General features: G+C 69.6%; 11 protein-coding genes and 1 pseudogene. 4 read left to right on the top strand and 8 right to left on the bottom strand.

Annotation, left to right across the window (positions count from 1 at the left end; translation table 11 throughout):
• A pseudogene (locus tag Q1N79_RS29735) lies at nucleotides 1–574 on the top strand (ATP-binding protein); the annotation flags it as partial.
• A gap of 35 nt (nucleotides 575–609) precedes the next feature.
• Here Q1N79_RS29735 and Q1N79_RS29730 read toward each other — a convergent pair.
• The 5 genes from Q1N79_RS29730 to Q1N79_RS29710 all read right to left on the bottom strand — a co-directional run bounded on the left by Q1N79_RS29730 (nucleotide 610) and on the right by Q1N79_RS29710 (nucleotide 6,287).
• Nucleotides 610–2,682 (bottom strand): MFS transporter, encoded by a 2,073-nt coding sequence (locus Q1N79_RS29730; RefSeq protein WP_300614435.1) that lies wholly within the window; start codon nucleotides 2,680–2,682, stop codon nucleotides 610–612.
• Nucleotides 2,683–2,795: 113 nt separating this feature from the next.
• On the bottom strand, nucleotides 2,796–3,422 hold the full coding sequence (locus Q1N79_RS29725; RefSeq protein WP_300614434.1) for a hypothetical protein: 627 nt from the start codon (nucleotides 3,420–3,422) through the stop codon (nucleotides 2,796–2,798).
• A gap of 337 nt (nucleotides 3,423–3,759) precedes the next feature.
• Nucleotides 3,760–4,695, bottom strand: a complete 936-nt coding sequence (locus Q1N79_RS29720) for a serine/threonine dehydratase (protein ID WP_300614433.1) — start codon at nucleotides 4,693–4,695, stop codon at nucleotides 3,760–3,762.
• A gap of 12 nt (nucleotides 4,696–4,707) precedes the next feature.
• Nucleotides 4,708–5,442 carry a CoA-transferase subunit beta gene (locus Q1N79_RS29715; RefSeq protein ID WP_300614438.1) on the bottom strand — a complete coding sequence of 245 codons (735 nt, stop codon included), beginning with the start codon at nucleotides 5,440–5,442 and terminating at the stop codon, nucleotides 4,708–4,710.
• A 20-nt stretch (nucleotides 5,443–5,462) separates the two neighbouring features.
• Nucleotides 5,463–6,287, bottom strand: a complete 825-nt coding sequence (locus Q1N79_RS29710) for a CoA transferase subunit A (protein WP_300614432.1) — start codon at nucleotides 6,285–6,287, stop codon at nucleotides 5,463–5,465.
• Nucleotides 6,288–6,457: 170 nt separating this feature from the next.
• Between Q1N79_RS29710 and gabT the strand changes: the two genes are divergently transcribed.
• Entirely contained in the window at nucleotides 6,458–7,810 is a 1,353-nt protein-coding gene (gene gabT / locus Q1N79_RS29705) for a 4-aminobutyrate--2-oxoglutarate transaminase (RefSeq protein WP_300614431.1), read from the top strand.
• A 162-nt stretch (nucleotides 7,811–7,972) separates the two neighbouring features.
• Here the strand turns inward: gabT and Q1N79_RS29700 are convergent, their stop codons facing one another.
• Both Q1N79_RS29700 and Q1N79_RS29695 read right to left on the bottom strand, forming a co-directional pair.
• Complete coding sequence (locus Q1N79_RS29700) at nucleotides 7,973–9,235, bottom strand: IS256 family transposase (protein ID WP_300614437.1); 1,263 nt, start codon at nucleotides 9,233–9,235, stop codon at nucleotides 7,973–7,975.
• 166 nt (nucleotides 9,236–9,401) lie between these two features.
• Nucleotides 9,402–9,587: a hypothetical protein gene (locus Q1N79_RS29695; protein WP_300614430.1), complete on the bottom strand. Its 186-nt coding sequence runs from the start codon at nucleotides 9,585–9,587 to the stop codon at nucleotides 9,402–9,404.
• Between the two features lie 565 nt (nucleotides 9,588–10,152).
• On the opposite strand from Q1N79_RS29695, the gene Q1N79_RS29690 reads away from it, so the two are divergent.
• A complete protein-coding gene (locus Q1N79_RS29690) occupies nucleotides 10,153–10,647 on the top strand; it encodes a tyrosine-type recombinase/integrase (RefSeq protein ID WP_367185158.1) in 495 nt (164 codons plus the stop codon).
• A gap of 396 nt (nucleotides 10,648–11,043) precedes the next feature.
• Here the strand turns inward: Q1N79_RS29690 and Q1N79_RS29685 are convergent, their stop codons facing one another.
• Complete coding sequence (locus tag Q1N79_RS29685; protein WP_300614429.1) at nucleotides 11,044–11,892, bottom strand: hypothetical protein; 849 nt, start codon at nucleotides 11,890–11,892, stop codon at nucleotides 11,044–11,046.
• 94 nt (nucleotides 11,893–11,986) lie between these two features.
• Between Q1N79_RS29685 and Q1N79_RS30900 the strand changes: the two genes are divergently transcribed.
• A partial coding sequence (locus Q1N79_RS30900; RefSeq protein ID WP_367185044.1) for a helix-turn-helix domain-containing protein occupies nucleotides 11,987–12,128 on the top strand: 142 nt, incomplete at its 3' end.

Here is a 12,128-nt window from a genome sequence, read left to right as displayed (position 1 = left end):
GCTGCGCGGGCTGTGGGCCGCGCTCGCGGCCGTTCCCGCGGCCGCCGTGGCGGTCCCGCCCCCGGACCGGGTGCGGGCCGTCCGCGGCGCCGACGTCGTCGTGGCCGACGCCGAGGAGGCGCTCGTCCTCGACGCTCCCGACCTGTGGCCGATGGTGGCGCGCCTGCCGCTCGTGCTGGCCCGCTACGACCAGGCGCCCCGCCTGGCCGACCTGCTCGACCTGCCCCTGGTGTCCGAGGAGGTCCCCGGCCTCGTCGAGTCGGCCGGCCAGCGGGCGCCGGTGCCCGCGGTCGCCGCCGCGGTGCTGTCCGGCGCCCCGCCGCAGTACGAGGCGCACGAGCGGCTGGTCGTGGACGGAGTGGACGTGCCGTGGCGCTACCGCGACGGCGTGGTGCACGCCGCGAGCCCGCAGGGCCTGGCCTGCGGGCTGGCCTGGGCGGCCGGCCAGTGGCCGCTGCGGCACCTGCTCGCCGCGCTGCTCACCGCCGCGGAAGAGGAGACCACCCGGCTGCTGGCCGAGGCCGACCTGGATCCGCTGGAGGGCCGGGGAGTAAGCCGGGATCGTTCGGGATGACAGGGGGCGGCACCGGGGCGGGCGGAAAGCGGCGGCTACCGCTCGACCAGCCGCCCGTCCGACTCGTGGCCGAGTATCGCGCGCGACAGCGCGGTGAGCACGTGCTGGAGTTCGGCGTGCTGCTCGGGTGACCAGCCTGCCAGCTGGTCCTGCAGCCAGTCGCGCTGGGCGGCGAAAAGCCGCTCCGCGGTCTGCGCGCCGTCGCTGGTCAGCGCCAGGAGGCCGTCGGTCCTGGTGATGAGCCCCTTGCTGATCAGCGACTCGGCGACCGGGTGGCCCTCGGCCACCGTGACTCCGGCCTGCCTGGCGAGCTCAGGGCCCGGCGTCGCGCCCTGCCTGGCGAGCCGGGTCAGCAGCCAGCACGCGCCGCCGGGCAGCTCGAGCCCGGCGAGCCTGGCCAGCTTGGCGTACCCGAACCGCCGCAGGTCGGCGCCGGACAGCCGGGCCATCACCCGCTCGGCCTCCTCGGCGGACGAGCGCTGGGTCGGCGCCGCGCCCAGCCCCTCGCCGAGGTCGGACGCGCTCGCCGAGCTGCGCACCGTCTCGCCCGCGGCGGTGCGCAGCGGCACCTCGCGCAGGAACCAGGACAGCGCGAACGCGGCCAGCGCGATCGGGACGGCGGTCAGGAACACCGGGTGCAGGGAGATGCTGAAGGCGTGCAGCACGTCGTGCTGGACGGCCGGCGGGAGCCTGCTCAGCAGCTGCTTGGTGTCGGACTCGAGGGCGGCGGCGCTGAAGCCCGCGGGCAGCGGGATGCCGTGCAGCGCGGCGGCGAGGTTGCCCGCGAGCTGGTTGCTGAAGATCGCGCCGAATATCGACACGCCGAACGCGCCGCCGATCGACCGGAAGAACGTCACGCCCGAGGTGCCGGCGCCGAGGTCCTGGTAGCTGACCGTGTTCTGCACCGCGATCACGAGCACCTGGATGATCAGGCCGAGGCTGAGCCCGAGCAGGAAGAAGTACAGGTTCAGCGTCAGCGTCGGGGTGGTCTCATCGATCCGGGACAGCAGGAAGAGCGCGACAGCCATCAGCGCCGTGCCGACGATCGGGTAGACCTTGTACCTGCCGGTCCGCGCGATCAGCTGACCGCTGCCCACCGAGGTGATCAGCAGGCCGACCACCATCGGCAGCAGGTACACCCCGGAGATCGTCGGCGAGACGCCGTGCACGACCTGCAGGAACAGCGGCAGGTAGGACACCGCGCCGAACAGCGCGAACCCGGCGGCCAGGCTGACCGCGCACGACACGCTGAACACCGAGTTCCTGAACAGCGGCAGCGGCAGCACGGGTTCGGCCGCCCGCCGCGCCGACAGGTACCAGCCTGCGAGCAAGGCGAGCGAGAGGATGAACAGCCCGATGATCACGCCGGAGCCCCAGGGGAAGGTGGTGCCGCCCCAGGACGTGGCGAGCACCACGGCCGTGGCGAACCCGGCGAGCAGCACCGCGCCCGCGTAGTCGATCCGGTGCTCGCGCCTGGCGCCGGTGACCGGCAGCACGACGGCGATCACCACCAGCGCGACCGCGCCGATCGGCAGGTTGATGTAAAACACCCAGCGCCAGCTGAGGTTGTCCACGAAGAACCCGCCGAGCAGCGGCCCGATCACGCTCGCCAGTCCGAAGACCGCGCCGAAGGCGCCCTGGTACTTTCCGCGCTCCCTGGCCGAGACGACGTCGCCGATGATCGCCTGGGTGAGCACGATCAGGCCGCCGCCGCCGACGCCCTGCAGGGCGCGGAAGCCGATGAGCTCGCCCATGTTCCGCGACTGACCGCACAGCGCCGACCCGACGAGGAAGATCGCGATCGCGCCGAGGAACAGGTACTTGCGCCCGTACTGGTCGCCGAGCTTTCCCCAGACCTGCGTGGTGGCGGTGGTGGCGAGCAGGTACGCCGTGACCACCCACGACAGGTGGGACAGGCCGCCGAGGTCGCTCACGATCGTCGGCAGCGCGGTGGCCACGATCGTCTGGTCCAGCGCGGACAGCAGCAGCGCCAGCATCAGCGCGATGTAGATGACAAGCAGCTGCCGGCCGTGCACCTCCTGAGACGGCGCTGCCGGTGCCTGCGCTGCCGGTGCCTGCGCTGTGGGCCGCGCCGGCGCTGGCCGCATAGGCGGCGTAACCGGCGATTCCCCTGGTGACGACACACGGGGCTGATACCCCCGTGATCGTGCGCCAACCGGCCCTGACCGCCTGCACGGAGGTCAGGGCCGGTTGGGGGGCATTACCAGCCGCCGCCTCCGCTGCTGGTCGTGGAGGTGTCGCTCGCGCCGATCGTGATCGCGTACCAGTAGGCGCCGAACCCGTCCACGTCGTTCCCGTTGACCTGCCCGGGAGCGGTGTCCGCCGCGAACGTGTAGAGCGGGTGGCCGTTGTAGGTCGCCTGCCTAACGCCGCCGGCCCTGGTGATCGTGCCGAGCTTGCCTGGCAGCGACACGCCGGCCGCCGCCTGCGGTGTCCCTGTCACCGGCGGCCACGCTGCCGCGCACGCGCCTGTGCAGGCGGACGTGTCGCCCTTGTCGGCGGCGAACCAGTAGACCGTCATGCCCGCGCCGTCGGCGAGCACGACGCCAAGGCTGGTGCTCTCGGTCTTCAGCGTCACGGTTCCCGCGGCCACCGCAGGGCTGGCCGCCGTGCTCGGCGGCGTGCTTGCCGCCGCGGCCGCCGGCGTGGTGGACGGGGTGCTCGGCGGGCTGCTCGACGAGCCGCACGCCGCCAGGAACAGGCCGGTCACCGCCACCCCGGCGATTGTCGCCGTCATCACGATCGCGCGTCGCGGCAGCCCTGTGCCGCGCCGACCCGTGTGCCGACTCCCCGCCACATTCGACGTCCGTGCAGTCTCCGTGGCCATGGTGTCCATGGTGTCTCTCCGTTCCGTGAGGTCACTCGCACCTACCCGGACTTACGGACGGCGTCCGTATCGGGTTCACCGCGCGGCGCGGAAATACCGAACCGGGCCGCGCGCGGCGCACCGCGTCAGGCGGACGGACAGATCAACCGGCTTACTTCTTGGGGTGCTCGCGCCGCCAGAGCACGACGAGCACCGTGACGATGAAAACGAAGATGACGGCCGAGAGCAGGTAACCCACCACCCGCGCATTCTACGAGGACGGGCGAAGTTCCGCGATCCGGGAATCCGGCTTGCGGGCCGGGCCCCACCGCCAAGCCGGGGCCGGGGCGGCAGGCGGTCAGGCAGCCGGAAGCCAGTCGGCGTTGGCACCGCTGAGCAGCAGGCACGGGTTCTGCCCGGCTACCTGGCCCGCCAGCCAGGCGGCGTAGGCCGTCGCGGCCGCGGGCTCGACGGCGAACCGGAAATCCTCCCACAGCCGGTCGCGGGCGCTGACGATCTGCTCGTCGGTGACGATGGCGAGCGTGACCGGACTGGCCGCGACGGCGGCCAGCGCCAGCTCGCCGATGCGGCTGGCGCCGAGCGCGGAGGCGGCGACCGAGTCGGCGCCCACCTGGACCGGCTTGCCCGCCGCGACGGCGGCGTGCAGGGTCGGGCAGCCGGCCGGCTCCACGGCCACCACCGGGCAGGGCGCGATCGCGCCGCTCACCCCGGCGAGCAGCCCGCCGCCGCCGACCGGGACCGCCACCGCGTCGCATTCGGGCAGGTCGGCGGCTATCTCGAGGCCGACCGTGCCCTGGCCGGCCACCACGGCGGGGTCGTCGTAGGCGTGCACGTAGTAGCGGCCGTCACGGTCGGCAAGCTCGCGGGCGGCGTGCTCGGCTTCGGCGTAGACGCTGCCTGTCTTCACGACCTCCGCGCCCTGGGCGGCGATCCGGCGGGCCTTCGCCTCGGGCACCGTGGCCGGCACGAACACCGTAGCGGGGATGCCGAGCCACCGGGCGGCCGTCGCGACGCCGACCCCGTGGTTGCCGCCGGAGGCGGTGACGACCTGGCGCGGCCGGACGAGCAAGAGCGCGTTCAGCGCGCCGCGGATCTTGAACACGCCGGTGACCTGCAGGTGCTCCAGCTTGAAGCTGACCGCGCGGCCGTCGACGGCGGCGCGCAGCACCGGCGTGCGCCGGATGTAGGGGGCTATCCGCGCGGCGGCAGCACGGTAGTCCTGGGGAGTCGGGAGGGATCGTTCGGGATGATGGGAGAGCTCAGCGCCTCGCATGCCGTCACCTTTTCACCGGGCGGGAGGGGACGCGGTGAGCTCGCGGAGCGCGGCCAGCTCGGCCGCGGACGGCGGCGGGAGGACCTGCGGCGCCACGGCGATCGCCACGTCCCAGCCGGTGCGCTCCCTGACCGTGCCGGCGGCGACGCCGGGAAAGAGCGCGGTCATCGTGAACTCGCAGGTCCGCGGGTCGGGCGTGAGCACGCCGAGGTCGGTGATGACCTGCCGCGGGCCGCGGCCGCGCAGGCCGAGGCGCTCCCGGTCGCCGGGGCCCGCGCCGTAGCCGACCGAGGTGACGAAGTCGACCTTCTCGACGAACGTCCGGCGGCTCTGCCTGACGATCACGATGACCTCCTTGCAGGACGCCGCGATCTCCGGCGCGCCGCCCGCGCCGGGCAGCCGCACGCTGGGGTGGCCGTAGTCGCCGACCACCGTCGTGTTGATGTTCCCGTACTTGTCGATCTGGGCCGCGCCGAGGAAGCCCACGTCGATCCGGCCTGGCTGCAGCCAGTAGTTGAAGATCTCGGGGACGGAGATCACCGCGTCGGCGGTCTGCGCGAGTATGCCGTCGCCGATGGACAGCGGCAGCCGGCCCGGCTTGGCGCCGATCGTGCCCGACTCGTAGACGAGCACGAGGTTGGGCGCGTGCGTGGCGCGGGCGAGGTTGGCCGCGGCGCTCGGCAGGCCGATCCCGACGAAGCAGGTCATGCCGTCGGTGAGCGCGCGGGCGGCGGCCACGGTCATCATCTCGTCGGCGGTGTAGTCGCTCACGCGGGGCTCCCGGCGCTCACTTCGTAGATCTGCTCGTCAAGCCACCTGCCGAACGTGTCGCGGTCCCGCGCGATCGCGTCCCAGGCGACGTAGTAGCCGTTGTCGCGCACGGTGTAGTCGAGCGCGTAGGACGGGTGAGCGCCGTTCGGCACGTGCGCCACGTAGCTCACCGTCCAGGACGGCAGCACCACCGCGTTGGGCCTGGGGTCCAGGGAGGCGACGACCTCCTCCACGGTCACGATCGAGCGCCGCGCGGAAAGGACCGCTTCCTTCTGCACCCCGGTGATGCCCCACAGCTGGACGTTGCCTGCCCGGTCGGCCCGCTGCGCGTGGATGATCGCGACGTCCGGGTTGACCGCGGACACGGCGGTCAGCTGCTCCCCGGTGAACGGGCAGGTGACCTGCTTGATCGACTCGGTCTGAGTGACCAGCCCGGTCCCGTTGTAGCCGCGCAGCACCGCGAACGGCAGCCCGGCCGCGCCGGCCGCGTACCGGTTCGCCATCCCGGCGTGGCTGTGCTCCTCGATCTCCAGCGGGGCGGGCCAGCCGTGCTCGACCGCGTCCCTGAACCGGTGCAGCGAGCCCACCCCGGGGTTCCCGCCCCAGGAGAAGATCAGCTTGCGCGCGCAGCCCGCGCCGATCAGCTGGTCGTAGATCAGGTCCGGTGTCATCCTGATCAAGGTGAGCTCACGGCGTCGCTGCCGGATCACCTCATGACCCGCCGCGAACGGTATCAGGTGGGTGAACCCCTCCATCGCGACCGTGTCACCGTCACGGACCGCGCGGCTGACAGCCTCCGCGAGCGAGACGATCTGCGCCATATCGCTCCCGTCTTTGTTGCGTCTTCAACGACCATACCTTCGGTCGGGCGAACGGGGGAACAGGCGTTCGGATAGCGAACATCCGCGGCGCGTCCCCGGCCAGGTCCCCGCTGCGTGCCGGGCTGCGTACCGGCTACTCCGGTTGAGCCGGGAATGTTAATGTGCCGATCATGACCGCAGTACCTGAAGGCGGCCCCGGGCTGCCGCAACGCCGCACGCTTGTCACCGAGATACCCGGACCGGCCTCGCGCGAGCTGTCCGCCCGGCGCGCCGGCGCGGTCGCGCGCGGCGTGTCGACCGTGCTGCCCGTGTTCGTCACGGCGGCCGGCGGCGGGGTGCTCGTCGACGTCGACGGCAACTCGCTGATCGACTTCGGCTCGGGCATCGCGGTCACCGGGGTGGGCAACGCCGCGCCCCGGGTGTCGTCGCGGGTGGCGGCCCAGGCGGCCCAGTTCACGCACACGTGCTTCATGGTGGCCCCCTACGAGGGGTACGTGGAGGTGTGCGAGTCGCTTGCCCGGCTGACGCCGGGGACGCACGAGAAGCGCTCGGCGCTGTTCAACTCCGGCGCGGAGGCCGTGGAGAACGCGGTCAAGATCGCCAGGCACGCGACCGGGCGTTCGGCCGTGGTGGCCTTCGACCACGCCTACCACGGGCGCACCAACCTGACGATGGCGCTGACCGCGAAGAACATGCCGTACAAGCAGGGGTTCGGGCCGTTCGCCGCCGAGATCTACCGGGTGCCGATGGCGTATCCGCTGCGCTGGCCGGACGGGCCGGACGCCTGCAGGGCCGAGGCGCTCGGCGTGGTCAAGAGCCTGATCCACTCCCAGGTCGGCGAGTCCAACGTGGCGGCGATCATCATCGAGCCGATCCAGGGCGAGGGCGGGTTCATCGTGCCGCCTAAGGGGTTCCTGCCTGGGCTCGCGAAGTTCTGCGCGGACAACGGCATCGTGTTCATCGCCGACGAGATCCAGTCCGGGTTCTGCCGGACCGGCGACTGGTTCGCGTGCTCGCATGAGGGCGTGGTCCCGGACCTGATCACCACCGGGAAGGCCATCGCGGACGGGCTGCCGCTGGCCGGCGTGACCGGGCGGGCCGCGCTGATGGATGCGGTCCACCCGGGCGGGCTCGGCGGCACCTACGGCGGCAACCCGGTCGCGTGCGCCGCCGCGCTCGGCGCGATCGAGACGATGGTGGCTGAGGACCTGGCGGGCCGCGCGCGCCGGATCGGGGAGATCATGCTGCCCCGGCTGCGCAAGCTGGCCGAGCAGTTCCCGGTCATCGCCGACGTCCGCGGCCGCGGCGCGATGATCGCGGTCGAGCTAACGCATCCCGGCACGCTCGAGCCGGACGCGGCGGCCACCGCTGCTGTGGCGGCGGCGTGCCACAAGGCGGGGCTCGTGGTGCTGACGTGCGGGACATTCGGCAACGTGCTGCGGTTCCTGCCGCCGATGGTGATCGGCGAGGACCTGCTCGAGGAGGGGCTGGGGATCCTGGAGGACGCGTTCGGGACGCTGTAGGTTTTTTATCCCGAACGATCCGGGGCGGCTCTCCGGCGAGCTCGTCTAGGCCTTGGCGGGATTTACGACACGGCGGGGCTGGTCGCGGGCTAGCCGAGCTTGTCAAATCGTCTGTGTAAGCTAAGGCAGTTGTTGTCCTTCTGTTACCTTTGCTGCGGGTGATCAGACAGGGACGCGGTCGCCGAAATGGACGGCGAATGCGTTCAGTGCTGCTTTCCAGCCGTAGCTTCCGGTGCCGCGTTCTCCTCTTTCGCGGACCAGGCCGTCGCCGTCGATATGCCGGCCGGTGATATTCCTTATCCCGAGGTAGAGGAGCTTGACGGCAGCGTCATCATCGGGGAAATGACCCCGGTTCTTTATTATCTTCCGCAGCTGGAAGTTAATTGATTCAATCGCGTTCGTCGTGTAGATCACCTTCCTGATGGACGCGTCGTACTGCAGGAATGGCACGAACTGGTCCCAGGCCCGTTCCCACGCGGCGACCAGGCCGGGGTTCTTCTTCCCGAACTCGCGGCGCAGATTCTCCAGCGCGGCCTTCGCCGCCGCCTCGTTCACCGCCGTGTAAATCGGCCGCATCGCGGCGGCCGCCTTCTTCCGCTGGTCCCAGGCGACGTATTTCAGCGACGCGCGGATGAGGTGCACCACGCACGTCTGCACGATGGCCTTCGGCCAGGCCGCGGCGATGGCGCCGGGCAGCCCGTTAAGCCCGTCGCAGCAGACGAAAAGGACGTCCCGGACGCCGCGGTTGCGGAGCTCGGCGAGCACCCCGGCCCAGAACCCGGCGCCCTCGGAGGCGGCCAGCCAGATCCCCAGCACATGCTTGAACCCGTCGGCGTCCACCCCGATGACCAGGTAGGCGGCCTTGTTGTGCACCATGCCGCCGTCACGGACCTTCACCACCAGCGCGTCAATGCAGGGAATCGCGTAAAACGAGTCCAGCGGCCTGGTCTGCCAGGCGATTATCTCGTCCTGCACGACGTCGGTGATATTCGAGATCAGCGCGGGCGAGACTTCCGCGCCGTACACCTCCGCCAGGTGCGCCTGAATATCGCGGGTGGTCATGCCGCGCGCGTAAAGCGACAGGATGATATCCCCGATCTGCCCGAGCCGCCGCTGCCCCTTCTTCACGATCACCGGCTCGAAAGCCGAGTTCCGGTCCCGGGGCACGGAAATCCGCACGCACCCGGCCGTCGTAGCCACCGTTTTCCCGTAATGCCCGTTGCGGGAATTCCCCGACCCGTTTCCCGCCGGGTCGCCCTTCACGTATCCCAGGTGATCGTCCATTTCTGCGGCCAGCGCCCGCTCGATCACCTTCGCGGTCAGCTGCCCGATCAGCCCGTCCGGGCCGTCCGGCAGTGAAATACCCGTCTCCTGCGCGCCGGCGATCATCCGGCCGGCCGCCGCGTCGCTGGCGATATCCGCCAGCCTTCTTGCCGCCGATTCCCCTGCCGACAGCACCACATCGGCCAGACCCTCCGCCGCCACACCCTCAGCGACGATCTCCTGCACCTTCTCCAGCTCATCCCTGCTCACGGGGAGTATTCCTTTCTACCAGCGCAACCCTCGCCACACCGGAATCCCTAGCCCCCGCTTACACAGACGATTGAACACCCTCGATCTCCCGGGCCGGCCCGCCGCGCTCGGCCTCGGGACGGCGCCACAGCCGGGGCAGCCCTTCGGCCGCGATCACCTCCGCGATCCCGGTCCGGTTCAGCGGAGTGCCCTCCGCGGCCAGGGCCTGGGCGATCTCGTCGATGGAGTGTCCCGCGGCACGCAACTCGATGATCCGTGCCCGGGCGGCGTCCTTGGCCGGGGCGGCCTTCGGGCCGGGCCGGCCGGAGACGAAGAACTCCCGGGCGCCGGCGCGGAAATCCCGTACCGCTGACAGCAGGCTCGCGGGGGTGTAGCCGGACCGGGCGGCGGCCTCAGCGGCGGGAAGCCCTTCGGCCAGGTAGGCGCGCAGCGCCTCATACCGGCGGTGTGCCGGGGAGGCCGGGCGCAGGAAGAACTCCCCGCCGGGCCGGGCGGGCCGCTGAGGGTCTTTCGCTGACTGGTCGATGCCGATAGTTCATCACGCCTGCGGCAGAATCTCCCGCCGCCGCGCCGATACCGGGACATTCTGCCATGAATTACATGGCTGTAAGCCTGGGCTGCCGCACCCTCAGCAGGCCGCCCGGCAGGACATCGGCGGCCAGCCGGCACGAGCAGTAAGCGCTACCCACCCCAGCACGCGGCCGCTACAGCCACGCCCAGCGCACAAAACGCCTGCACACACACCACAAGTAAGCCTCCCAGCGGCACGATGCCACCCGTCAGCCAGGGGATGACTACCCGCCGCGAAAATCGGCGCTAAACAACCACACGACGATCCTGACCCGCCGCAGGCAACCCGGGAAGAAGACATCGTCAAAGAACACAGCCGGACGCCCAGCCTGGACGCTCAATTAGTCAGGCCGTCAACAACAGGCAAGGGCGATAAGCAGCGAACCGTGCGATTCACCTACGACACCTCCCGCGCGCTTGATCGGTACGCGCGCGAACGGATCAAGCACCCTACGGCGCGCGTCTCGGCGCTGTGGCTCGGCGTGCGCGGCGGGCCGATGACGGCCAGTGGCATTTACCAGATGATCGAGCGGCGCGGCCGGGAGGCCGGCGTTGCGGTCAACCCGCACAAGTTCCGGCACACCTTCAGCCACAACTGGTTCGATAACGGCGGGGCCGAAGGCGACCTGATGGAACTCAATGGCTGGTCAAGCCCTCAGATGCTCGCCCGGTACGGCCGCAGCGCACGCAGCGCACGGGCACGCCGCCATTACGACGACGTCATGGGCGGCTGAGGCGATGATCGGCACCACAAGTGCGCCGCGAATCACGGAGGGAGGCGATGCCACATGGCTAAGGATATTAATGGGCGCATCGCGGCAGAAATCTCGTGGGCCCGCACGCGTGACCGCGCAGCCCGTACACGTCCCGCGCGTGTAGCGTTCCCCAGGCGATTTGAGAAAGAGGTAGACCCCGATGGCACATTGCCGCCCGAGGAGCGCCGACAGCGCGCCGAGCATGCAAAGCGCGCCTACATGCTCCGACTCGCGAAACGATCGGCAGCCGCACGTAAGGCTAAGTAGCCCCACTCCCGAAGGCGCAGCATCGGCGGTCCCTTGTCCGCGCAGAGTTGCATGATCTGCGCGACCCCTCTGTGCCGCGGGGCGTGGTAATGCAGTCCTCAGGAGCGTTCAGGAATTGACGCTGCTCGCGCCTTGCCCTTTTCCAGATTTCGCCAGGTACACCTTCGTTCCTTTTCGGAGGTGGTCAATCAAGCTGGTCTTAATCCCCACCTGTGCACCAGAGAGAGCATCTTCGACCGACGAGTTAGCTACTTGCAGGGTCGTGATCTCCTCTTCCATGAAATCAACGGGAAGTTCATAAGCGATGCGGTCACCGACACGAATCGGACCGTCGATCAATTCCACCCCGATTACGGATGCCTCCTTCCAGATGTGGGCGATCGGGCCGAGCGGAATGTAGTGAGATGGAACTGGTGCCATCCGTCCCTTAGTGAGGAAGAGTTCCTCGACATCTGAGCGTAGCCAGTGATGCGTGATGACACCACGAGCTAGGCGGTATAGGTCCCAGGCGGTGAGCAGCGTGAAGTCTTGGTCCTCGGCATTGATCAACACATCATCTTGGAACACGCGGCCGTGTTCGCGGTCGAGCGCGGGCAAGTTCCGCTGGTGGTTAATGACTGCCAATCCGTGGATGTCGGGTGTTTTCCACTCCTTCATGCGTGGCCTCAGGTACTTCACGACTTGCATGGCTTCTTCCTCGGAAGGCATGCCTGTGATGCCCTTAACCTCGACAAGGACGGGCACGCGTGTATCCATGATGCGTATGTCCTCGCGGCGCGGCCCGGATTGGCCGGCGGCATCCGTCTCGGCATCGACGTCTCTGACGTCGGCGAACCCCATGAGTCTTAGCGTCTGAATGACGGCTTCGACAAGGAGGGAACCGGAAGCAGTCAGGAGGTCATCGAGGAATCCGTATGGTGCTCGTTCAGCCTCGATCAGTTCCTCAAGCTCCCGCACTCGCTGACGGGAAGCCTCCTCGACTACAGCGATCTCTCCTCGTACTAAGCAGAAATTAAGTTTTTAGAGCCTAGATCTATGCTAGAATAGCATTATGGCACGCAAGGGGCGCAGGTCGAGCCACGAAGAGCGGATTTATGCCATCCAGCTCCTGGAGCAGGGGCGCACCAAGCCTGAGGTGGCGAGAATTCTCCGGGTTGCCGAGTCCTCGGTTTACGTCTGGCAAAAGGCATATC

It is taken from the genome of Trebonia sp. (assembly GCF_030042015.1).
GTDB lineage: Bacteria > Actinomycetota > Actinomycetes > Streptosporangiales > Streptosporangiaceae > Trebonia.
The sequence above is the reverse complement of the archived record's forward strand: the minus strand, read 5'-3'. Positions and strand labels throughout refer to the sequence as shown.